The organism is Streptomyces sp. NPDC001717 (assembly GCF_042892775.1).
Classification (GTDB): Bacteria; Actinomycetota; Actinomycetes; order Streptomycetales; family Streptomycetaceae; genus Streptomyces.
Window position 1 is genome coordinate 16,352 of sequence record NZ_JBIAUK010000025.1, and the last position, 22,841, is coordinate 39,192.

Sequence of the window (22,841 nt, forward strand, 5' to 3'; positions counted from 1 at the left end):
TCCCGGCGTGCGGTCCGGTCCGGTTCGGTCCGACGGACGACCCCACGCTCGCAGCCGCCTGTTGGCCGGATCTAAAGCCGCTCTTGTGCCGCCCCCGGCTCCACGCGCCCCCGCCCCGCCGCAACGCCCGCGCTCCCGCCAGCGGTCTGCTCGCCCGCCCGCCGCACCCCCTCGTCCCGGCCCGCGGCGGCGCCCGCGTCGGATCGGGCGCGTTTGGGGACCGCTGCCAGGAGGGTTCGTGTGTACGGGTGGGACGGGGCCGCGAACACCTCCTCCACCTGGCCCGACTCCACGATCCGCCCGTCCTTCATCACCATCACCCGCGCGCAGACCTCCCGGACCACGGCCAGGTCGTGCGAGATGAACAGCGTCGCCAGCCCCAGCGAGGCCTGGAGCTCGCGCAGCAGGTCCAGGACCTGCGCCTGTACGGACACGTCCAGCGCCGACACCGGCTCGTCGCACACGAGCAGGCGCGGCCCCGGTGCCAGGGCCCGCGCGATGGCGACCCGCTGCCGCTGCCCGCCGGACAGGGCGAGCGGCCGGCGCTCCAGGTGCTCCTCGGCCAGCCCGACCCGCTCCAGCAGTCCCAGCGCCCGCCCGCGCCGCTCCCCGCGGGGCACACCGGCCGCGGCCAGCGCCTCGCCGACGATCCGCTCCACGCTCCACCGGGGGTCGAAGGCGCTGAGCGGATCCTGTGGCACCAGCTGCACGGTGCCCCGGCGGGCCCGCCGGTCGCGTTCCCGGGCCGCGCTCCACGCCCGGCCCGCCAGGTGGATCTCACCGGCGTCGGGCGCGGTCAGCCCCAGCACCATCCGGGCCAGGGTCGACTTCCCCGACCCGGACTCGCCGACCAGGCCCAGCGACTCCCCGGGCCGCAGCGTGAAGGAGACGTCGCGCACGGCCGTACGGCGGCTGCCGCGCGGCCCCTTGAACTCCTTGACCAGCCCGCGCGCGGCCAGCAGCGGCTCGCCCTCCGCCACCCGGGCCGGCACGGCGCGTCGCCGGCTGCCCGGTACGGCCGCCAGCAACGCCCGCGTGTACGGGTGCCGCGGCTGCTCCAGCACCTCCGCCACGGGGCCGGACTCGACGATCCGCCCGTCCTTCATCACCGCCACCCGGTCGGCGAGGGCCTCGACCACCGCCAGGTCGTGGCTGATCAGCAGCAGTCCCGTGCCGCCCGCCTTCAACTCGCCGAGCAGCGCGAGGATCCGGGCCTGCACGGAGGCGTCGAGCGCGGTGGTCGGCTCGTCCGCGATCAGTACGCCCGGCTCCGCCGCCAGGGCCGACGCGATCAGCGCCCGCTGGCGCAGCCCCCCGGACAGCTGGTGCACGTAACTCGCCGCCCGCTCGGCCGGTTCGGGCACGCCGACCCGCCCGAGCAGCCCGACCACGCGCTCGGCGGCCCGCGACCGGGGCACCAGGCGGTGGGTCAGCAGGGGTTCGGCGATCTCCTTGCCCACCGGCCGCAGCGGATCGAGCGCCACCAGCGCGTCCTGCGCCACCAGGGCGATCCGCCGCCCCCGTACGGTGCGCCACTCGCGATCGCCGAACCCGCGCGCGTCGCGCCCGAACAGCCGCAGGTGGGCCGCCGTGACCGACGCGGTGGGCCCGGCCAGCCCGAGCATGCTGCGCGCGAGCGCGCTCTTGCCGGACCCCGACTCGCCGACCAGGGCCAGGCAGCGGCCCGCGGCCAGGGCCAGCGAGGCACCCCGTACGGCGTGCACCTGGCGTGGCCCGGTGCCGAACCGGACGTCCAGGTCGGCCACTTCGATCAGCGGACCGCCGCCCGAGCCGCCCGCGGCGCCCGTTCCACCCCCGGCGCCCGTTCCACCCCCGGCGCCCCCGGCGGAGCCCTCCGCACCGCGTCGTATGCCGGTCATGAGGAAGCCCGCCCTTCGGCTCGTGTCTGTGCGTGGCGGCCCACCACCGTGACCGCGAGGACGGTGCCGAGCAGCAGCAGTCCGGGGAACAGCGCGATCCACCACGCCTGGTCCAGGAAGCCCTGGCCCTCGGTGAGCATCGCCCCCCACTCCGGGGTCGGCGGCTGCGCCCCGAGCCCCAGGTAACTCAGCGCGGCCCCGGTGGAGATGGACGCTCCGAGCGTGACCGTGGCCAGTACCAGCAGCGGCCCCAGCGTGTTGGGCAGCACGTGCCGTACCACGATCAGCGGGCGCGGGACGCCGAGGGCGACCGCGGACTCCACGTACCCGGAGCGCCGTACGACCAGCGCCTGCGCCCTCACCACCCGGGCGAAGCCGGGCGCCGTGCCGACGGCCACGGCGATCGTGGTGCCCGCCACCCCCTTGCCGGCGACCAGCACCACCATCAGCGCCAGCAGCAGCCCCGGCAGGGCCAGCAGTACGTCCGCCCCGCGCATCAGCAGCGCGTCGCCGAACCGGCCCGACAGCGCCGCGGCCAGCCCCCACACCACGGCGACGGCCACACCCGCGCCCGTCGCGGCCGCGCCGATCGCCAGCGAGTAGCGGGTGCCGTGCACCACGCGGGCGAAGACGTCCCGGCCCAACTGGTCGGTGCCGAACCAGTGTGCGCCGTCCGGCGGGCGCAGCGCGTTCAGCGGATCGGTGTCGGTGGCGCCGGCACCGGTGAACAGACCGGGCGCCAGCGCCGCGGTCAGGATCAGGAGCAGGACGGCCCCGGCAACGGCCACCGACGGGCGGATCCGGAATCCCCGGTGGGACGCGCTCATGCGGCAGCCACCCCCGTCCCCTTGCGCAGCCGGGGGTCCACCACCGCGTACAGCACCTCCACCACGGCCCCGACCAGTACGAAGGCGACCGCGGACAGCGTCACCACCCCCTGGACCACGGGCAGGTCCCGCCCGCCGACCGCCTGGAGGGCGACCCGGCCGATCCCGGAGCGGGCGAACACGTTCTCCACGACCACGGCCCCGCCCAGCAGCGTGCCGGTGAACCAGCCCGCCAGCGTCAGCGCGGGCAGCGCCGCGTGCCGCAGGGCGTGGCGGGACCGTACGGTGTGCTCCCGCAGGCCGCGGGCCCGGGCGGTCAGGGCGAAGGGCTGCCGCAGTGCGTCGAGCAGCCCCTCGCGCAGCACCTGCGCGAGCACCGCGGCGATCGGCAGGGCCAGCGTGGCCACCGGCAGCACGAGGGACCGCGCGTCCCCGCTGTCCGAGACCGGGAACCAGCCGAGCCGGAAGGAGAACACCGTCAGCAGCATGATCCCGAACCAGAAGGACGGCGTGGACACGACGGCGAGCTCCAGCAGGGCCGAAACCCGGCGGGGCCAGCGGGCCCGGCCGGACGTCAGCACCGCCACGGCGACCGCCAGCAGCAGGGCCGTCAGCGTGGCGTACAGGGCCAGTTCGACCGTCGGGCCGAGCTGCTCCGACAGCACCCGGGACACCGGCTGCTGCAACTGGTACGAGTCGCCGAAGTCGCCCCGCGCGAGCCGCCCCAAGTACGCCGCGTACTGCACGGGGAGCGGCTCGTCCAGCCCGTAGTGCTGCCGGATCTCCGCCCGCTGCGCCGCGTCGACCAGGGCGTGGGTGCCGACCACCGCGTCCACCGGGTCGCCGGGTACGAGGTGCAGCACCAGGAAGGCGCAGGTCGCCGCGCCCCACACGACGAGGGCCGCGGCGCCCAGCCGGGCGGCGAGGTAGCGGACGGCAGCCGGCATCAGTGGCCCTCGACCCAGGCGCCGTAGAACTCCGGCCACGCCGAGACCGACGGGCGCAGGTCGTGCACCCGCCGGTTGAAGCCGACCGTGGACTGCTTGACGTAGCCGGGGACGACAACCGCCTGGTCCAGGGTCCAGCGCTGCACCTTCGCGTACGCCTCGGCGCGCTTGGCCGGGTCCGCGGCGGCCTGGGCCTCCTTCAGCCAGGCGTCGACCTGCGGGTCGGCGACGCGCGCGAAGTTGTGGCCGCCGCCCTCGGCGGTCTCGGTGGACAGGAAGAAGTGGCTGAGGATGTCGCCGTCGGCGCGGGCCCAGCCGGTTTCGACCACGTCGTAGCGGCCCGAGTCCAGCCGCCCGGACACCTCGGCGGCGTCGGTGGAGGCGGCCAGGTCGAGCTTGATGCCCGCCTTCTTCAGGTCGCCCTGTACCGCCTGCGAGAAGAGGCTCGGCTTGCCGTAGACGGGGGCGACGACCGTGAGGGTCTTGCCGTCCTTGGTGCGGTAGCCCTCGCCGTCCCGCCCGGTCCAGCCCGCCTCGTCCAGGAGCTTCGCCGCCGACGCGGTGTCGTGCGGCCGGCTGTTCTCCAGGGTCTTGTCGTAGCTGTACGGGGTGGTGGGGGAGAGGACGCTCCAGGCCCGGGTGCCGGCTCCCTGGAAGACGGAGGCGACGACCGCGTCCACGTCGAGGGCCTGCTGGAAGGCCTTGCGGACCCGCAGGTCCGAGAAGAGCGGGCTCTGGGTGTTCAGGTAGAAGGCGTCGACCGCCCCGGGGACGCCCTTGGAGACGAGCGACAGCTTGGTGTCGCGCTTGACCACCCCCACCTGCTGGGCCGGTACCGCGCCGGCGGCGTCGACCTGGCCGGAGGTCAGGGCGCCGACACGGGTGGCCTCCTCGCTGATGAAGCGGAGGGTGAAGGAGTCCAGCCGGGCCGGGCCGGTGTGTCCGGCGCCCTCGGGCGCCCAGGCGTAGCCGGGGTTCCTGGTGTAGGCGCGCTGCTGGCCGCGGGTGTACTGGCCGGCCTTGAAGGGGCCGCTGCCCACCGCGTCGTTGCCCGCGCAGAGCTTGTCCGCACCGTCCTTCAGCGACGCGGGGGCGGCGATGCCCAGGTAGGTGGTGCTGACGGCCTGGAGGAAGGGCGCGTAGGGGCGGCTGAAGCGCACCTCGACCTCGGTCGGGCTCTTCACCGTCGTGCCCTCGTACGGGCCGAGCAGCCCGGCCGCGTACTGGGACTTGGTCTCCTTGGCGGTGATGTGGTCGAGGTTCGCCTTGACCGCGGCCGCGTCCAGCTTCGTCCCGTCGTGGAAGGTGACGTCCTCGCGGAGGGTGAAGGTGTACGTCTTCCCGTCCTCGCCGGTCCGCCAGGACTTCGCGAGCCAGGGCTTCAGCTCGCCGTCCGGGGTCTGGTAGACGAGGGAGTCGAAGACCGGCCGCTGGACGAACGCGGTGACGTCCTGGGCGCTGGTGTGCGGGTCCCAGCAGTCCGGCTCCTGGTCCGTGGCGTACACGAGCTTGCCGCCGGACACCGGCTTGGCGGCGCCGCCGGCCGCCGGGGTCGCGGCTTCCCCGGCCGAGCAGGCGGCGAGGGCGGTGGCGGTGGTCAGGACGAGGGCGGACACGAGGACGGCTCTGCGAGCCGGGTGGCGCGAGTGCATGACGGACTCCGGGACGGTTGACGGGTGCGGGACCGGGTCCACTGTCGCGACGGGGGCTAAAGCCGGACTGAACCGCCCGCGGCGTGACCCGCCGGGACTCCCGCACGGGCCGCGGCCTGGGCGAACAGTTCGAAGGAGCGCAGCCGGTCCTGCTGTCCGGGCACCACGGTGAGCGCCATGACCTCGTCGGCGGCCGTACGCGCCAGCAGCGCGGCCAGTGCCCCGGCGACCGTGTCCGGGGAGCCGATCAGCTGGGGCGCCGTGAGGTCGTCGAGGAACTGCCGTTCGGCCCGGTCGAACCCGTACGAGGCCGCGGTGGCGGCGGAGGGGAAGGCGTCGAAGCGGCGGGCCGTGCGCATCCGTATCTTCCCCAGCAGGTACGGGGCGGCCACCGCGAGCGCGGCCTCGTCGGTGTCGGCCACCGTGACCAGCACGGAGACGAGCGTGCGCGGCCGGTCCAGCTGCTCCGAGGGCCGGAACGACTCGCGGTAGCGCTCCAGCGCGAAGGCCGAGGCGTGCGGGTTGATCTGGTGGGCGAAGGCGTACGGCAGCCCGAGCGCCCCGGCGGCCTGTGCGCTGGCCGGGCTGGAGCCGAGCATCCACAGCTCCGGCCTGCCGTCGGCGGCGGGCACGGCGACGATGCCGGAACCGGGGTCGGCGGGGGCGAAGTAGCCGCCGAGCTCGGCGATCTGGTCCCCGAAGTCGTCCCCGCCACGGTCCGGGGCCCGGCGCAGGGCGCGCGCGGTGGCGGGGTCGGTGCCGGGCGCGCGGCCGAGGCCCAGGTCGACGCGGCCGGGATGCAGCGCCTCCAGGGTGCCGAACTGCTCGGCCACCACCAGGGGCGCGTGGTTGGGCAGCAGCACTCCGCCGGAGCCGACCCGCAGGGTGGTCGTGGCGGCGGCCAGCCGGCCGATCAGGATGGCGGGCGCGGAGGTGGCCAGGCTCGGGGTGTTGTGGTGTTCGGCGACCCAGTAGCGGTGGTAGCCGAGGGCTTCGACCTGCGGGGCGAGGGCCACGGTGTCGCGCAGGGCGGTGGTCGCGGAGCCGCCTTCGAAGACGGGGACCACGTCGAGCACGGACAGCGGGATGCGGCCGGAGCCGGTCATCGGGAACTCCTCTGCGGGGAAGGGCGGTACGGGAGACCGGCCGGGTGGCGTGGCGGGGGTTCCACGGCACCCGGCCGGAGCGGAAGGGGCCGGACGGGCGGGGCCGGGTCAGGCGTGGTCGGGCACCGGCTCGGCGGCCACGTCCGGCGCGGCCGCGGGAGCGGGCTGCGGCCGGCCCGGCAGGAGCAGTCCGGCGAGGAAGACCACCACGGCGGCGGCCACGGCCCACCAGAACGCGTCGGCGAAGCTGTCGGCCGTCGGCACGGCGTGCTCGCCGCCGCCCTGGAGGATGAGCGCCACCACGGCGATGCCGAGCGAGGCGCCGATCTGGTTCAGGATGAACACCGCACCGGTGGCCCCGGCGACGGCCTCGCCCGGCACCGTCCGGTACACCGAGCCCATGGTCGGGGCGCCGACCAGGCCCATCCCGAAGCCGGCGGCGAGCTGTGCGACGGTCAGCAGGACCTGGGAGGTGTCGGGCCCCGACTGGGTGAAGACCAGGGCGCCCGCACCGATCAGCAGGGCGCCGGACGGGACCAGTACGCGCGCCCCGAACCTGTCGGCCAGGTTGCCGGCCAGCGGCATGCCGATCAGCGTGCCGAGGCCGAGCGGCGCGAGCAGCAGACCGGACTGGAGCACGCTGTGCCCGTGCACCTGCTGGTAGTACAGCGGCAGCAGGAACAGCAGCGAGAACAGGCCGCCGCCGAGCAGGAACATGGTGGTGACGCCGGCGGTGAAGCCCTTGCTGGAGAAGAGCCTCAGGTCGAGCAGCGGGGTCTTGTCGGTCCGCAGGGCGTGCACGGCGTATCCGGCGAACAGGGCGATGCCCACGGCGAGCCCGATGACGACCGGGGTGCTGCCGAAGCCGTGCGCGCCGGCCTGCGAGAGCGCGTACACCAGCGCGGCGAAGCCGGGGGAGAGCAGGAACACGCCGAGGACGTCCAGGGGGACCGGGTCACCGCTGGGCGGCGGGTCGGCGGGCAGCACCTTGACCGCCAGCACGATCGCGGCGAGCGCGAAGGGGATGTTGACGAGGAACAGCCACTTCCAGTCGAGGTTGTCCAGCAGCAGGCCGCCGACGATGGGGCCGACCACCGGTCCGAGGGTGATCGGTACGGAGATCAGGCCCATGACCCGGCCGATCCGCTCGGGGCCGGCCGCGCCCGCGACCACGGTCATCATGATCGGGTCGATCATGCCGCCGCCGAGACCCTGCAGGACGCGGAACGCGATCAGCGATTCCGCGTTCCAGGCGAAGGCGCTGAGCGTGGAGCCGAGCAGGAAGACCGTGAGGCCCAGCAGCCACATGCGCTTCGCGCCGAACCGGACGAGCGCCCAGCCGGCCAGCGGGATGGCCAGGGCGACCGCGAGCAGATAGCCCGTGGTCACCCACTCGATCGTGGCGAGCGAGGCCTTGAACTCGCCGCCCAGCGTGCTGATCCCGACGTTGACGATCGTCGCGTCCAGGTAGGACATCATCCCGCCGAGCACCATCACGCCGAGCAGCGTGAGCAGCCCGGAATCGAGCCGGGCCGGGCTGCTCTCCGGCGCCTTTGCTACAGACACGGTAACTCCTTTGAACTCATCTGCCCATCAATTTGAACTGGGTGGTTAAGTTTTATGGTTGGGACGGTAGCATGGCGCCATGAGCGTTGGCGAGACCCCGAAAACGAAAGCGGCCCCGGCGGACCGGGGCCGGATGGACAAGCGGCGGGCCATCGTGGATGCGGCCCTCCGGGTCTTCGCGCGCGTGGGCTACAGCCAGGCGAGCCTCGACCTCATCGCCACCGAGGCGGGGGTCGCGAAGCCCACGATCTACAACCACCTGGGGTCCAAGGAGAACCTCTTCCGGCACGTGATGACCGAGACGGCGGCGCGCTCCAACGCCAAGACCCTCGACGTGCTGGAGGACTTCCCGACCGACCCGGAGGGACTGCGGCCCGGCCTGGAGGACGTGGCCCACAAGCTGGTCGACTGCTACTGCGACGAGCAGTCGGAGTCCGTGCGCCGGCTGCTGTACGCGGAGGCGGTCCGCTTCCCCGACCTCTTCGACGAGGTGCGCGCCAGCGGACCCAACCAGTTCACCGACGCCCTGGCCGGCCGCCTCGCCCGCCTCGCCAACGCGGGCCACCTGCGGATCGAGGACCCCGAGCGGGCCGCCAACCAGTTCATCGCCCTCGTCTACGAGGAACTGCCGGGCATGAGCGCACTGGGCACCCGGCCGCTGGACCCGGAGCAGGTCCGGCACATCGTCAGCGCGGGCGTGGACACCTTCCTGCGCGCCTTCGCAGCCGACCCCCGCACGGGCCCCGCGCCCGGCCCCGGCGTCAGCGGCTGATCCGCTCGAACTCCCCGCGGTAGAACAGCAGTGGCTCACCGGCCCCCGACGCGTCGAGGCGGAGCACCCGGGCGACCACGATCACGTGGTCGCCCGCCGGATGCTCCGCCTCGATCGCGCACTCCAGCCAGGCCAGGGCCCCGTCCAGCACCGGCGCCCCGCCGGGGGACCGCGTCCACGGCAGCCCGTGGAACTTGTCCGATCCCCGCGCGGCCAGCCGGATCGCCGCCTCCTCCTGGTCCGCCCCCAGGATCGTGATCCCCAGCAGCCCGCCCGCCCGGATCCGGGGCCAGCTGGAACTCGTGTGCGCGACGCAGAAGGAGACCAGCGCGGGGTCCAGGGAGACCGAACAGAAGGAGTTCGCGGCCAGCCCCGCCCGCTCGCCCGTCCGCGGGTCCGCCGCCGCGACCGCCACCACCCCGGTCGCGAACCGCCCCAGCACGCTGCGCAGGCACCGGGAACCGACCGCGGCGGCCGCCGCCGCGCTCACGGCCGCGCCCCCGCCCCGTAGCGCATCCGGGCGAACTCCCGGGTCAGCGCGGCCCGCTGCTCCCCGTACCCGCCGCGCATGCGCAGCACCGACAGCAGGGTCCACAGCCGGGTCTGCGCGAAGTACCGGGGCGAGCCGTGCACGTCGTCGTGCTCCAGCAGCCGCACCGAGCGCACCCGCTCGCGCAGCAGCCTCGCGTCACCGGGCGGGATGATCTCGTCGCGCAGGCTCGTGACGTGGGCGACCGGGACGCGCAGCGCCGCCAGCTCCTCCGGCGCCAGCGCCCACCCCTTGATCACCCCGTACACCTCGTCGGGCGTCGTACGGGCCAGATGGGCCAGCGTGTCGGTGGTCACGCGCGGCACCGAACGCTGCCACTCGGTGTCGGTGAAGAAGTCGTGCAGGGGCGCTCCGGCACCGACCACACCCTTGATCCGGTCGTCGGACAGGGCGGCGCGCAACGCCAGATGGCCGCTGAAGCTCAGCGCCAGGGCGAAGGTGCGCGAGGTGTCCGCCCGGTCCCCGACGGCGTCCAGTACCGCCCTGAACATCCGGTGGCTGCCGGCGTCGTACGGCAGGGTGTTCTCGCCGACCCCCGGCATTTCGGTGACCACGCCGGCGAAGCCCAGCTGCCCGAGTTGGAGCAGCACCGGCGCCCACTGCTCCTTGACCGACACGATGCCGCCGGTCATCACCAGCAGCGGCCGGGGCACGTCCGCGTCCAGCCCGGTGGTCCAGCACCGGATCCGGCCTTCGGGTAGTTCCACGTCCAGCCGCCCGACGGCCGGGAAGCCGGCGGCCCAGTCCGCGAACGAGGCCGTACAGCGCTCCAGGGCCGTCGCCCGGGCCGCGCCGTCCACGAAGGGGAACCGCGCCATGTTGTAGTGCACGGACGCTTCGAGCAGACGGCCCTCGTCCGCCAGCCGCGTGGCCTCCGCGCTCCACTCGTGCACCCAGGAACCGGGCGTTCCGTCCCCGTCGTGCCCGATCCGGGCCAGCAGCGCGTCGTAGTGCTCGGGCGGCAGCCCCTGCGAACGGGTGTGTGCCACCACGAAGTTCTTGAGCTCGGCGATGTCGTTCATACGCTCTCCAGTGCTTCCTTGACCTCGGTGAGCACGTCGGCGGCCTCCGCGCCGTCGATCGCCCGGTGGTCGAACGCCAGGCTCAGGCGCAGCACGGGCGCGACGGTGATCTCCCCGCCCCGCGCGACCGGGCGGTCCAGGATCCGCCCGACCCCGAAGGTGGTCGTCGTCCCGCCCACCGAATGGAAGGAGTCCACGGCGCGGTGTCCGAGCGAGCTCACCGAGAAGGTCCCCGTCAGATGGGGCCGCAGCGCCAGCGAACCGGCGGCCTGGCGGAAGGTGCGCCGCCCCTCCGGCCACGGCAGCCGGTGCAGCTTCCGGATGCCCTCGAAGTCCTCCAGCCGGTCCGGGTCCCCGTCCCTGACCCGGTCCAGGTGCGCCTGGACGGCGGGCAGTTCGGCGGTGTGCAGATCCGGTACGACGCTGCCCAGCACCACCCGCCGGCCGTCCAGGGTCCGGTCCAGGGCCAGTTTTCCGTTGACGAAGGGGTAGCGCGCGATCCGCGGCCGCCCGACGCCGCCGCGGATCGCGGCGTTGGCGTCCGGATGCGCGGCCAGCACCCGGCCCGCGGCCCGCAGTACGTACGCGGTCGTCGCGTACCGCACCCCCGTGCTCTCCAGGGCGGTCGCGCGGTGGGCCAGCACCCGGGTCATGTCCACCTCGGTGTCCAGGAAGACGGGCGAGAACTCCCGGATCACCTCCAGGAAGAACAGCGTGTGACGGCGCTGGCGGGGGAGCGGCTCGCCGGGCGTGTCCGTCACGGCGCCACCGCCAGCCGGTAGAGCGCCTCCAGGCTCGGCGCCTCCAGGACGTCCGCCAGCGACAGCGCCCGGCCGGTCTCCCGTTCCAGGGCGGTGCACAGCGCCAGCAGGTGCACGGAGTCCCAGGACTCGACGGTGTCCAGGCTGCGGCCGAGCTCCTCGGCGCTCACGGACAGGGCGAGTTCGTCCTGGAGCAGCAGGACGAAGTCCTCCACGGTCTTCACGGGGCGTTCCCTTCCAGGAGCGCGGTCTCGAACCGCGCGGTCAGACGGATGTGGTCCGCGGGCCGAGGCAGCGGGTCCAGGTCGTGCCGGTATTGCGCGGAGGCCTCGTCGCAGGCCACGGTGGCGAAGCCCGACCGCGGATAGAAGTCCGCGACCTTGCCGTTCTTCGCGGTGCGCCGGTAGCCCGCGAGCACCTGCCGGGCCCCTTCCTCCCGCGCACGGCCCAGTACGGCCGCCAGTACCGCCCCTTCGATGCCGCGCGAGAAGACCCGGCAGCTGAGCAGGAAGTTGTCGATGTGCACGCTGTCGCCCTCACGGGACAGCAGCACCGCCCCGACGAGGCCGTTCTCCCCGAACCGGTCGGCGGAGGAGATGGTGAGCACCGATGCCGCAGGGTCCTCGGCCAGCGCCCGCACCTGTGCGGGCTGGAGCCGGTGCGTGGTGAGGTTGAACTGGTTGGTGCGCAGCGTCAGCTGGGACACCCGCGCGTACTGCTCCGGCTCTGCGGGGGCCAGGGTCACCGAGACGTCCAGCTCGCGCAGGTAGCCCTCCAGCGAGTCGAAGGTGTCCAGGAAGTCCTGGCGGGCCTGCTCCTCCCGGTAGCGGGCGGGCCGCGCGAGATCCTCGGCCGTGAGCTGCCGTACGTCGAACCAGCCCTCGGCCAGCAGCCGCTGCACGTGCAGCGCGGGTTCCTCGTCCACCTGCACCACGGCCACTGCCGGCAGCTCGCTGCGTACCAGACCGCACTCGAAGGGGCTGTCGTCGACGAAGACGATGCTGTCCACGCCCACGTTGAGCTCCCGCGCCAGCTCGGTCAGATTGTCGTGCTTGGGACTCCAGTTGGCCCGGATCCGTACGAAGTCCTCCTCGCGCAGCGCCAAACCGGGGTGCTCGCGCAGGGTCTTGACCACGGGATCCAGGTCGTTCTTGCTGACCGCCGCGAGCAGGACGCCCTGCGCGCCCAGCTGCTTGGCCACCTGCTGGAACCGGTGGAAGGCCTGGCCCCGGTAGCCGCCCTCCGTCTCGATGCCCTCCGGCCCGACCTCGCCCAGCACCCCGCCCCACACCGTGTTGTCCAGGTCGAGGGCCAGTACCTTCTTGCCCCCGCCTGCCGACTGCCGGGCCAGGTGCCCTACTTCCCGCGCGAAGCCGGCGAGGAGGGCGTCCGACAGATGCGCCCGGGCGTACACGCTCTGCCGGACGTCGCGTGCGGGCACCCCCTCGGCGAGCAGCGGATCGAGGTCCACGGCCACCACCTCGGACCGCAGCTGGGACAGCCGCAGCAGGCGTGCGTTCGCCTCCCGCCACAGCGCGCCCAGCCGGGCCCGGGACCTCAGGTCGACCACCTGCGCGGTCAGCTCCCGGGGCAGGGGAAGGGTGTTGAGGACGAGCGTGGCGCCGGCGCCGGCGCCGGCGAAGACGGCTGCGGCCCGCTCGACCAGCGCGAGCTTCGCGTGGAGGACCCGCTCCACGTCCTCCACCCGCCAGGGCGACGGCAGTTCGTCCGTGACGACCGCCGGGTCCAGCACCAGCAGCGCGAGCGAGGGCCGCGCCGCGTACAGGGCGCTGTCCGGATCGGCCAGGTCGAAGACCCAGCTGTCGAAGTCCGACAGCCGGACCCGGGCGAGCAGCCCGTGCCGGGCGAACTCGACGGTGAGCGCCGGCACCAGGGCCGCGAGGGTGCCGTGCCCGGTGACCGCGACGAGCGGCGCCGGTACGTCCGGGTGCGCGGCCAGCACCTCGTCCGGATCGAGGCGGGCCAGCAGCCGGCCGTACCGGACCAGATCCGCCTCGGGCGCTTCGGCCAGCAGCCCCCGGACGTCCGGGTACCGCTCGGCCAGACGTCCCGCGCGGTGCAGAGCGGCCAGTGAATCCGCCACGGTCTCAGTTCCCTTCCAGTGCGAAGCCGGCCTTGATCCATTTGCTGGACTCGATGGAGATGCCGACCGCCTTGCGGCCCGGCCCGAAGGCCCCGGCGAGCGCGCGCTCCAGCTGGAGGAAGACGATCGCGTTGCCGCTGTTGCCGGCCTCGGCGACCACGGAGACGTCCTCGGCGTTCGGCAGCGCCAGCCGCTTCGAGATCAGCCCGGTCATCCGGCCCGACAGCTGCGGGGGCAGCAGCAGGTCGACGTCCCCCGGCTTCCAGCCGGCCTCGTCCAGCAGCTCGGCCAGCACCTCCTCGGACATGACCGGCACGTGCTCCTCGATGGCCTTGTAGTCCTCGCTCGCCGCGGGCCGGTCGCTGTCCCGGTCGGCCGGGCCGAACCACTCCAGGACCGCGCCCGGCTCCCGGCCGAGCCCGACCAGACGGGTGAACAGGCCCCGCACCCGGGCCGATCCGGGCCCGGGCTCGACGGACAGCACCGCCGCCCCGGCCGCGTCCCCGAAGAGCACGTAGTTGACCAGCTCGGCGGGGGCCGCCTTGCGCAGGTCGGCCGTGACGTCGTAGAAGCGGGCGATCACGTCGCCGCCGAGCACCAGTACCCGGCGGCCGGTCCCGCTCAGCAGGATCTGCCGCGCCACGTCCAGCGCCTGCACGGCGCCCGAACAGCCCGACTGGAGCTGGAAGGTGCGCACCCCGTCGATGCCGAGCCGGTCCGCGACGATGTTCACCGTGGCGGGCATCAGCCGGTCCGGGGTCGCCGTGCCCAGCACCACCGCGTCGACGTCCCGGCCCGTGAGCCCGGCGGCCTCCAGCGCCCTGCGCCCCGCCCGTTCGGCGAGGTCCGCCAGCGAACTCGTGATCTCCCCCGACTCGAGGTCCAGCGCCAGATGGCGGGACCGGGTGCCGATGAAGGCCTCGACCCACTGTTCCCACAGCGGGTCCATGCCGAATCGCCGGGCCAGCGCGGCGTTGTCCACCGCCGGCCCGGGCAGCGCGGAGGCCGCCGAGAGGATGTGTACGTCCCGACCGGTCATCAGTGCTCTCTCCTCATAGCGTTGCCTCGCGTCGATCGGACCTCGGCCGGATCTCGGCCGGGCCTCAGTCGGACAGCAGGATCCGGGCCTCGGCGGAGGCGCGGACGCCGGTCATGCGCCACTTCCGGAAGCCGGTCAGCCCCTCGTAGCGGCCGCTCGTCCCGGTGGCCGGGTAGTACACCCACTCGCTGGTGCGGACGTCGTTGAAGTCGGCCCAGCCCTCGGCGTGGATCGTGCCGTCGTCGAGGGTGATGTCCTCGGTGTAGTAGGTCAGCAGGCCGCCGTCGCCGGGGCGCTCGTACGCGATGCGGAAGGACCCGTGCGAGGTGCCGATGAGCTTGCCCGACTCGTCGAACAGCTCGTCGTCGAACGTTCCGGTCTGGCCGATCTGCGGATCCGACACCTCCACGTCGTCGACCACCTTGACGACGATCTCCTTGGGCACGCGGATCACGATCTGGTCTGCCATGGTCTGGTTCCTCAACTGTCGTAAGGGATGGGGCGGGAAGGGAAACCGGGAGTCACACGGTCCGGGACGGGATGTCCCAGGCAACCAGCGGAGGCCGGTCAGGACTGGTGCCCGGCCCGGTGAACGGACCGGTGAACGGACCGGTGACGGGTCCGGTGAGCGGCTCGGGTCCGGCGGCGCGTCCGGCCCCGTCCGGCGACGGGAAGAAGACGTCGGTGACGTCCTCGTGCCCCGCCCGGGTCAGCACCGACCAGAAGCTGCCGCGGGTCCACGTCCCGCTGTTCAGCGGGTCGTTGTCGGAGAAGGTGTACGGGGCGTACTGGCGGCCGGTCGGATCGGGCTGGGTGAAACGCCCCCAGAACCCGTTGTAGAGGTGGTGGTCGAGTACGTGCGCGCTGCGCAGGAGCTGGTAGGCGCCCCGGTAGCGGAAGGGGTTGAGCGCGGCGGCCGGACCCGTCGCCGTCACCGCGCCGTGCGGGGTGTAGGCGTAGCGGGCCGCGACCGAGCCCTGCTCGTCGAGGAGCGCGAGCACGGAGCCGTGCTGGTCCGTCACGGCCCAGTAGTGCCGCCCGTCGGCGGTCAGTACCGCCAGCAGCGTGCCGTCCGGGGTGCGCACGAAGTCCGTGGGCACGCCGTCGTCGGCGACCCGCACCACGCCCAGGTGGCTGTGGGTCAGGACGTGCGTGACCGTGCGGCCGTCCACCGTGGTCTCGGTGATGCGGCGCGGGGTCTCGTGCCCGACGCCGTCGTAGGCGATGTCCACCACCCGAACGCCCCCGAACTCCCCGGTCAGGGTCTGCCGGGTGGGGCTGTAGGTGAACGAACCGGTCGGGTTCTGCTCCTCGGTGAAGTTCCCGGCCCCGTCGTACTCGAAGGTGGTCTCGCCGAACCGCACGACCTGGCCCGCCCCGTTGAGGGTGAACCCGATCTCGCCCAGGCGCACCAGGTGGTTCGCCCCGTCGTAGGCGTACTCCACCGCGCCCGCCCGCACCAGCCGCTTCAGGGAGTCGTACCCGTAGCCGGTGAACTCGCCGTCGACGACGGTGTGCCGCAGTACGTCGCAGTCCGCCCCGCCGCCCGTGTTGTAGCCGTACTCGACCGACAGGAGCACCTCCCCGGCCGTGTTCCGCACGGCCAGGGCGGTCCTGCGCCCCGAGGCGTCGTAGGCGATCTCCTGGACGGCCGGGCCGAAGTCCACCGAGGTCAGCCGCCCGGCCGCGTCGTGCGCGAGCAGGGCGGTGCTGCCCGCCGGGGTGGTGACGGAGGCCGGACGGCCGGCGGCGTCGTGCCCGTAGAGCACCGGTCCGCCGGGCGTGGCCAGCGAGGTGATCAGGCCCTCGGCGTCGTATCCGGCGCGGATCTCCTGTGATCCCGTGTCGTCCCTCCGCACGGCCGACGTCAGGCGGTCGCCGCCCGCCGTACGGGCCCACGCGAAGGAGTACGACCAGCCGGGCCCCGACTTGCGGACGGGCCGGCCGAGCCCGTCGTGGACCAGCCCGACCAGGGTCTCGCCGGTGTCCTCGTCGACGACCTCGGCGGTCCGGCCCACGGCGTCGTACCGGTGACCCGTGGTGCGGCCGTCGCCGGCCGTCACGGACGTGATGCGGGACAGGGCGTCGTAGCGGTACGCGGTGGTGCCGAGGGGGGCGGACGGCACCACCTGCGTGAGATGGCCCGCCGCGTCGTAACGGAAGGCGGTGGTAGCCCCGTTGCCGTCCGTGAACTCCGTGATCCGGCCGTGCACGGGATCGTAGGCCCGGGTGTCCAGGGGCGTCTCGCGGCCCGCGACCCCGGTGCGCACCACCCGGCCGGACGCGTCGCGCTCCAGCAGGAGTTCGTGGCCCGCCGGGTCGCGCAGGGAGCTCGGCAGCCCCGGGTGCGTCGGATCCGCGTACACCGCCGCGAACACCCCGGAGGTCGGCAGCCGCAGCGAGAGCGGCCGGCCCTCCTCGTCGTAGTCGCGCAGCAGCGTGCCGCCCGCGGCGTCCGCCGTCCGGGTCGGCCTGCCCGCGGCGTCCCACTCCTGCCGGGCCGTGTGGCCCAGCGGGTCGGTCACCGCGACCTGCCGCCCGGCCGCGTCGAAGGAGTGCGTCGTACGCCGGCCCGTCGGACCGGTGACGACGGTGCGCCCCTCCTCGTACGCGAACCCGGTGCGCACCGGCGCGTCCGGTCCCGCCCAGCCCACCGCGACCACCGCGGAGCCCTCGCCGTAGGCCAGGTCCACGGGCCCGTCGTGCGGCGGGGTGATCCGTACCAGCCGGCCCCCCTCGTCCCAGCCGAAGTCGGTGACCGCGCCGACGGCGTCCCACTCGCGCACCAGCAGGCCCGCCGCGTCGTACGCGAACGCGGCGGCCTGGGCGCCGGTGGGGTCGATGAGCTTGGTGATGCGGCCCTCACCGTCCCGGTGCAGGGTGGTGACCCGGCCCCGGGAGTCGGTGACGGTCACCGGCTCCCCGAACCGGTCGATCGTGTTGCCCTCGCCCGCCGACAGGGACCAGCCCGGGCCGAAGCCCTCGTCCGCCCGAGATCCGCCCCGGTACTCGCGCACCAGCCGCAGGTGCCGACCGGCTCCGGCGACCACCAGGTCGAGGCGGCGCAACACCGGCTCTCCGGAGGCCAGATCGACGAGCAGTTCCGTCCTGTCCCCGATCGGTACGCGCCGCACGGCGCGGCCTCCAGGGGTGTCCCGAAGCGTGGGCACTGGCGACTCCTCAGGGCGGGGAACGTGTCCGGAAAACCGCCGCGGCAGGGCACCGTCCGGCGGGACGCCAGGCTCACTCCGGGCTCTAAAGCTCGCCTAAGGTCGGCCCCGGCCGACCGGACCGGGCCCCGTGAATCTTCTGTTACGGGCCACTTGACGGCTGGAGTCGTCTCGTAGGCTGTCGGCGGGCCGATGAATCCCGGCCATGCGGCAAAGGACCGAAGGAGACGCGCGGTGACCCTCATCACGACTGTCCGAGGACCGAATTCCGCCACCGTCCGCACGGCCGAACTGCAGCGTCTGGAGCGGATCCTGGACGCCGCCGGACAGGGACGCTCCACGGCCGCGGAACTGGCCGCCGACCCCGGAACCGGCAAGACCCGCCTGCTGACCGCTCTGGCCGGCGAAGCCGAACGCCGGAACATGCGGGTCCTGCGTGGCCGCTGCTCCGAATCCGAATCGGCCGTCGCCCACCACCCGTTCATCCAGGCCCTCACCACCTGGCAGGCCGAGGACGGCACCGGTTCGCCGCTGCCGGAGGCCGCCGCGCTGATCCGGGCCCTCGCAGAGGGACCGGACCACGAGAACGCGGACTTCAGCACCCGCTGCCGCTTCTACGCCGAGCTGCGCACCCTGATCTCCGCCTGCCTGGCCACCGTCCGCGGCGGAGTGCTGCTCGTCCTGGACGACTACCACTGGGCGGACCCCGGCACCGCCGAACTCCTCCAGACGCTGATCCACTGGCCGGTGACCGGCGGCCTCGCCGTGGTCGTGGCCCACCGCCCGCGGCAGATACCCGCCGGCGTACGGGCGACCCTCCACGACGGGGTCGAGCAGGGACTCGTCGACCTCGTGGAACTGCCCGGACTGGACCTCGAACAGAGCGCCGCCCTGCTGTGCTCGGCCGCCGGCGCACCGGTCGCCGACGGATCCGACCTCGCCGACCTGCGGGAGCGCGCCGCCGGCATCCCGCTGTACCTGCTGGCCCTCGCCGGTGCCGAACGGGAAGCCGCCGGGGCCCCCGAGGGCTGGGGACGGGCGGCGGGCGGCGGCCTCTCCGTACGGCTGCACGCCGAGCTGGCCCCGCTCGACGCGGTGACCCTGACCGTCGTCCACGCGGCCGCCGTGCTCGGCGACACCTTCACCGTCGACGCCGTGGCCGAGGTGGCCGGCGTCACCAGGACCGAGTGCTGCGCGATCCTCGGCCGGCTGCGCCGCCGCGACCTGGTACGGCCCGCCGCCTTACCCGGAATGCTGGCCTTCCGGCACCCGCTGCTGCGCCGGGGCCTGTACGAGGAGATCGACTCCTGCTGGCGGGCGGGCGCCCACGCGCGGGCCCTGGCCTGCCTGCGCGCGCAGGGCGCCCCCGCCACCGAACTGGCCCCGCACATCGAACGGGCCGGGTCCGGCACGGGCGACGGCGACCGGCACGACCTCGTCGCCGCCGCCCGTACCGCGCTCCACCTGGGCCGGCCCGCCGCGGCGGCGCACTGGCTGACCGTGGCGATCCGGCTCGACCGTGCCTCGCTCCCGCCGGTCGCCGAACCGGTGTCCGCCGAACTGTGGCAGTCCGTGATCCAGCACCTCGCCGCGGCCGGCGACGCCGAGCGGGTCTCCGGGCTCGTACGGGAGGTCCTCGCCGGCCCGGTCGGCCCCGTCGCCCCGGCCGCAGGGGCGGCGTCCGCCCGGGCCGGCGAGGTGGCGTACCTCTCCGCCGTCCTGGCGGCCCTCGGCCGCGACGAGGAGGCCCAGGGCCTGATCGCCGCCGCGCTCTCCGCCGAAGCGCACACGGACCCGGAGGCGGTGGCCCTCCTCCAGGTCCGCCAGCAGGTGGCCAAGGTCCTCGCCGGCCAAGTACCCGCCCGCGCCGACGTCGAGGCACTGGTCCGGGCCACGGCCGGCGCCGCCCCGGTCACCGTGGCCGGCGCCCTCGCCCTGCGCGGCCTGTGCGCGGTCGTCGCGGGCGACACCTGCGCCGCCGAATGGGCACTGGAGGCCGCCGCCCAGACCCTCGACGAACTCGACGACGGGGACGCCACCGCGGGCGAGCAGGAGAGCACCCTGCTGCTCCTGCTGAGCTGGGCCGAGGCGCTCATGGGCTGGTACGGCCCCGCGCACGGCCACGCGGAGCGCGCCCTGGCCGCCGTCCGGACCAGGGGCGACGCGCATCTGCTGGCGCCGCTGCTGGACACCCTCGGCTACGTCCACTACCAGTCCGGCCGGATGCCGGACGCGCTGGCGGCGGCGCGGGAATGCCGGGAGGTGGCCAAGGCGGCGGGCCGCAGCGACCACGTCGGGCTCTCGGACGCCATCACGGCCGCCGCCTGGGCACAGCTGGGCCGCGGCAGGCCGTCCACGCGTGCCGCCCGTCCGCCCTCGGGGGATCCGATGGCCTCGCCGCGCACCCCGCTCAACGCGCTGCTCCAGGCCGAGGCGTACCTCGCGGCGGGGGACGGAGAGGCCGCCCTCGCCCTGCTGCTGCCGCGCCGGGAGGCCTGGCGCGTCTCCGAGCCCGTCGCGGTCTTGGCAGCCCGCGGCTACGAGCTCCTGGCGGCGGCCGCCGTCACGGTGGGGCTGGAGAACGCGGGCATGGAGGCGGAGGGCGTCGCCGAATGGGCGTCGCATTCGGCGGACGCCGCGGCGGCCGTCGGGATCGCCGAACAGCGCGGCCACGCGCTCATGGCCCGCGGCCACGCCCTGCTGAGCCGGCGCCGGACGGCCGAGGCGGCCCAGGTGTACGAGGAGGCCCTCGAACTGCTCGGCCCGGACAGCCCGGCCGGCGCGCGGGCCCGGGAAATGGCCAGGGAGCTGGCCCGGGAGGCCGCCCGCGGCGCCGTCCGGCCCGCGTCCGGCTGGCCGGGGGCCGAGCCGGACGCCAGGGCCGAGGGGCTGCTCGCGGAGCTCACCTTGCGTGAGAAGGAGGTGGCGGCACTCGCCGGCGAAGGCTGCAAGAGCAAGGAGATCGCGATGCGGCTGACCGTCAGCCACCGTACGGTCGAGGCCCATCTCACCCGCATCTACAGCAAGTTGGGGGTGACCTCGCGCGCGGAACTGGCGCGGCTCGTCGCCTTGGCGGGCTGAGCCACCGCGACCGCGGTCGCCAGCAGCCCGCGCCCCGCCGTCCAGCGGCCCTCGAACGCCCGCAGCTCCCGCCCGCCGACCAGCGGCCCGGGTACCCGGAGGGCGGCCCGGAACGAGCACCGCACGGGGTCGAACAGCACATCGGCCTCATGGAAGTCCAACAGCCGCCCCGTCAGCGGGAACCATGCCTTGTACACCGCCTCCTTGGCGCTGAACAGCAGCCGGTCCCAGCACAGGTCCGGCCGCAGGGCGAGCAGGGCGCGGATCCGTTCCCGCTCCCGGGGGAGCGACACCGACTCCAGCATGCCGTGCGGCAGCGGTTCGTCGGGCTCGGCGTCCACCCCCAGCGCCAAGGCGTCGTGCGCCCTGGCCACCACGGCCGCCCGGTAGTCCCGGCAGTGGGTCATGCTGCCCACGACCCCGGTCGGCCAGGTCGGCGCCCCGCGCTCGCCCGGAAGCAACGGAGCGTACCGCACGCCCAGTTCACCGAGGGCGAGCGAGGCGCAGTGGCGTACGGTCGTGAACTCGCGCCGCCGTGACGGCACGGCCCGCGCGATCACAGCCTCCTCGGCCGGATGCAGCCGGGCCCGGGGCGGATCCCCGTACGCCTCGGCCGACACGGCCCAGGACGGCAGTAGTTCCCTCATCATGCCGACTCCTTCGCGGGATCGGGTCGACCCGCCAGGATCAGCCGGGGTCCCGCGGGCCGGTCGCCGCGGCGGCGCCATTCGCGGGGGTAGCCCATCGACACCTCCTCGAAGCGGACGCCGTCGTACCAGGTCGTCCGGGGAATGTGCAGGTGGCCGTAGACCACGGCCGTGGCGCGGAACCGTACGTGCCAGTCGGCGGTCGCCCCGGTCCCGCACCACAGTGCGAAGTCCGGGTGGCGCAGCACCCGGGTGGGCTCGCGCACCAGCGGGAAGTGGTTGACCAGTACGGTGCGCACGTCCGGCCCGAGCGCGGCCAGCCGCCGCTCGGTCAGCTCCAGCCGGGCCCGGCACCACGCGCCCGCGTCGGCGTACGGCTCGGGGTGGATCAGGGCCTCGTCGGCGCACACCACCCCGTTCTCGGCGGCCAGTTCCAGTGCCTCCCGCGCGTCGCGCACCCCGGGCCGGCGGAAGGAGTAGTCGTACAGCAGGAACAGCGGCGCCACGGTCACCGGTCCCTGGGGCCCCTCCCACACCGGGTAGGGGTCCTCGGGGGTGACGACGCCCAACGCGCGGCAGCGGGACACCAGTTCCTCGTAGCGGGCCACGCCCCGCAGGAGCACCGGGTCCCGGGGGTGCGACCACAGCTCGTGGTTGCCGGGCACCCAGACGACCTTGGCGAAGCGCTCGCTCAGCAGCCGCAGCGCCGCCTCGACGTCGGAGAGGATCTCCCCGACGTCACCCGCGACCAGCAGCCAGTCGTCCTCGTGCCGGGGCCGCAGGGCGTCGAGTGCCCCGCCGTTCTCCTCGTAGGCCACGTGCAGATCGCTGATGGCGAGCAGGCTGCCGCTCACGCGCGCAGGCCCGGGCGGGCGGGCGGCGGGCCGGAGACCGGGCGGCGGGCCGCGGCGGGGAGCGGGCCGGACGCGAGGTCCGCGGCGGGGAGCGGGCCGGACGCGAGGTCCGAGGCCAGGCCGGACACCAGCTCGGCCACGGCCGCCGTGTGCTCCGTGAGGAAGAAGTGCCCGCCGGGGAACACGTGCAGGTCGAACGGCGCGCTGGTGTGCGAGCCCCAGGCCCGCACCTCCTCCGGCGAGGCCTCCGGGTCCCGGTCGCCGGCCAGTCCGACCACCGGGCAGGACAGGGGGGCGCCCCCGGTCGGTTCGTACGAGGCCAGCGCGCCGTAGTCGGCGCGCAGCACCGGCAGGACGAGGCCGAGCATCTCCTGGTCGTCCAGCAGACCGGATCCGGTGCCGCCCAGCGAGCGGACCTTGGCCAGCAGGGCCCGGTCGTCGTCGAGCCGGTCCGCTCCGGGCCGGGAGCGGGACGGCGCCCGGCGTCCGGAGAGCAGGAGCGCGGCGGGTCCGCCGCCGGTGGTGTCCTCGAGGCGCACGGCCACCTCGTAGGCGAGCGAGGCGCCCATGCTGTGCCCCAGGAACAGCCGGGGCCGCGGGCCCTGTGCGCCCGGTCGCGGCACCAGCGCCTGTGTGATCCGGTCGGCCAGGGCGTGGAGATCGCCGGCCGGTGCCTCGCGGTGGCGTTCCTGCCGGCCCGGGTACTGCACGGCGAGCACCTCGACGGCCGGTGTGAGCAGGCGGGACAGAGCGAACCAGTAGGCGGCCGAGCCACCGGCGTGCGGAAAGCAGACCAGTTCGGCCGTGGCCCCGGCGGAGGGGTGGAACCTCCGCAGCCAGCGGTCGGGTTCTTCCGTCGCCAC

The 22,841-nt window shown here is 74.4% G+C and carries 19 protein-coding genes; 2 read left to right on the plus strand and 17 right to left on the minus strand.

The window, feature by feature from the left end:
* Positions 1-71 precede the first annotated feature (71 nt).
* The 6 genes from ACFYZL_RS30030 to ACFYZL_RS30055 all read right to left on the minus strand — a co-directional run bounded on the left by ACFYZL_RS30030 (position 72) and on the right by ACFYZL_RS30055 (position 7,978).
* On the minus strand, positions 72-1,880 hold the full coding sequence (locus ACFYZL_RS30030) for a dipeptide ABC transporter ATP-binding protein (RefSeq protein ID WP_388683260.1): 1,809 nt from the start codon (positions 1,878-1,880) through the stop codon (positions 72-74).
* Entirely contained in the window at positions 1,877-2,707 is an 831-nt protein-coding gene (locus ACFYZL_RS30035) for an ABC transporter permease (RefSeq protein ID WP_384754345.1), read from the minus strand. Before ACFYZL_RS30035 ends, ACFYZL_RS30030 begins: the two co-directional genes overlap by 4 nt.
* A complete protein-coding gene (locus ACFYZL_RS30040) occupies positions 2,704-3,654 on the minus strand; it encodes an ABC transporter permease (protein ID WP_384754347.1) in 951 nt (316 codons plus the stop codon). Before ACFYZL_RS30040 ends, ACFYZL_RS30035 begins: the two co-directional genes overlap by 4 nt.
* The gene (locus ACFYZL_RS30045; RefSeq protein ID WP_388683263.1) at positions 3,654-5,306 is read right to left on the minus strand and encodes an ABC transporter substrate-binding protein; all 1,653 of its coding nucleotides are present in this window, start codon (positions 5,304-5,306) and stop codon (positions 3,654-3,656) included. The genes ACFYZL_RS30040 and ACFYZL_RS30045 overlap by 1 nt, the downstream gene beginning before the upstream one ends.
* A 56-nt stretch (positions 5,307-5,362) precedes the next feature.
* On the minus strand, positions 5,363-6,412 hold the full coding sequence (locus ACFYZL_RS30050; RefSeq protein WP_384754352.1) for an LLM class flavin-dependent oxidoreductase: 1,050 nt from the start codon (positions 6,410-6,412) through the stop codon (positions 5,363-5,365).
* A 108-nt stretch (positions 6,413-6,520) separates the two neighbouring features.
* Entirely contained in the window at positions 6,521-7,978 is a 1,458-nt protein-coding gene (locus tag ACFYZL_RS30055; RefSeq protein WP_384754355.1) for a DHA2 family efflux MFS transporter permease subunit, read from the minus strand.
* A gap of 79 nt (positions 7,979-8,057) precedes the next feature.
* Between ACFYZL_RS30055 and ACFYZL_RS30060 the strand changes: the two genes are divergently transcribed.
* Positions 8,058-8,750: a TetR/AcrR family transcriptional regulator gene (locus tag ACFYZL_RS30060; RefSeq protein WP_384754358.1), complete on the plus strand. Its 693-nt coding sequence runs from the start codon at positions 8,058-8,060 to the stop codon at positions 8,748-8,750.
* Here the strand turns inward: ACFYZL_RS30060 and ACFYZL_RS30065 are convergent.
* The 8 genes from ACFYZL_RS30065 to ACFYZL_RS30100 all read right to left on the minus strand — a co-directional run bounded on the left by ACFYZL_RS30065 (position 8,740) and on the right by ACFYZL_RS30100 (position 17,396).
* Positions 8,740-9,240, minus strand: a complete 501-nt coding sequence (locus ACFYZL_RS30065) for a flavin reductase family protein (RefSeq protein ID WP_388683268.1) — start codon at positions 9,238-9,240, stop codon at positions 8,740-8,742. The genes ACFYZL_RS30060 and ACFYZL_RS30065 overlap by 11 nt on opposite strands.
* A complete protein-coding gene (locus tag ACFYZL_RS30070) occupies positions 9,237-10,322 on the minus strand; it encodes an alpha/beta hydrolase (protein ID WP_384752556.1) in 1,086 nt (361 codons plus the stop codon). Before ACFYZL_RS30070 ends, ACFYZL_RS30065 begins: the two co-directional genes overlap by 4 nt.
* A complete protein-coding gene (locus ACFYZL_RS30075; protein WP_388683272.1) occupies positions 10,319-11,083 on the minus strand; it encodes a 2-oxo acid dehydrogenase subunit E2 in 765 nt (254 codons plus the stop codon). Before ACFYZL_RS30075 ends, ACFYZL_RS30070 begins: the two co-directional genes overlap by 4 nt.
* A complete protein-coding gene (locus ACFYZL_RS30080; RefSeq protein ID WP_384752562.1) occupies positions 11,080-11,307 on the minus strand; it encodes a phosphopantetheine-binding protein in 228 nt (75 codons plus the stop codon). Before ACFYZL_RS30080 ends, ACFYZL_RS30075 begins: the two co-directional genes overlap by 4 nt.
* Positions 11,304-13,187 (minus strand): HAD-IIIC family phosphatase, encoded by a 1,884-nt coding sequence (locus tag ACFYZL_RS30085; protein WP_388683276.1) that lies wholly within the window; start codon positions 13,185-13,187, stop codon positions 11,304-11,306. The genes ACFYZL_RS30080 and ACFYZL_RS30085 overlap by 4 nt, the downstream gene beginning before the upstream one ends.
* Before the next feature lie 4 nt (positions 13,188-13,191).
* Positions 13,192-14,226: a 3-oxoacyl-ACP synthase III family protein gene (locus ACFYZL_RS30090; protein ID WP_388683278.1), complete on the minus strand. Its 1,035-nt coding sequence runs from the start codon at positions 14,224-14,226 to the stop codon at positions 13,192-13,194.
* A gap of 64 nt (positions 14,227-14,290) precedes the next feature.
* Positions 14,291-14,695: a hypothetical protein gene (locus tag ACFYZL_RS30095; RefSeq protein WP_384752570.1), complete on the minus strand. Its 405-nt coding sequence runs from the start codon at positions 14,693-14,695 to the stop codon at positions 14,291-14,293.
* Between the two features lie 52 nt (positions 14,696-14,747).
* Entirely contained in the window at positions 14,748-17,396 is a 2,649-nt protein-coding gene (locus tag ACFYZL_RS30100; protein ID WP_388683280.1) for a DUF6531 domain-containing protein, read from the minus strand.
* A gap of 234 nt (positions 17,397-17,630) precedes the next feature.
* Here ACFYZL_RS30100 and ACFYZL_RS30105 point away from each other — a divergent pair, with 234 nt between their 5' ends.
* Positions 17,631-20,477, plus strand: coding sequence for an AAA family ATPase (locus ACFYZL_RS30105; protein WP_388683282.1), 2,847 nt, complete (start codon positions 17,631-17,633; stop codon positions 20,475-20,477).
* Here ACFYZL_RS30105 and ACFYZL_RS30110 read toward each other — a convergent pair.
* The 3 genes from ACFYZL_RS30110 to ACFYZL_RS30120 are packed head-to-tail and all read right to left on the minus strand — an operon-like array spanning position 20,414 to position 22,841.
* Positions 20,414-21,127, minus strand: coding sequence for a 4'-phosphopantetheinyl transferase (locus ACFYZL_RS30110; protein ID WP_384752580.1), 714 nt, complete (start codon positions 21,125-21,127; stop codon positions 20,414-20,416). The genes ACFYZL_RS30105 and ACFYZL_RS30110 overlap by 64 nt on opposite strands.
* Positions 21,124-21,978 carry a metallophosphoesterase family protein gene (locus ACFYZL_RS30115; RefSeq protein ID WP_384752582.1) on the minus strand — a complete coding sequence of 285 codons (855 nt, stop codon included), beginning with the start codon at positions 21,976-21,978 and terminating at the stop codon, positions 21,124-21,126. Before ACFYZL_RS30115 ends, ACFYZL_RS30110 begins: the two co-directional genes overlap by 4 nt.
* Positions 21,975-22,841, minus strand: a complete 867-nt coding sequence (locus ACFYZL_RS30120) for a thioesterase II family protein (RefSeq protein ID WP_388683286.1) — start codon at positions 22,839-22,841, stop codon at positions 21,975-21,977. The genes ACFYZL_RS30115 and ACFYZL_RS30120 overlap by 4 nt, the downstream gene beginning before the upstream one ends.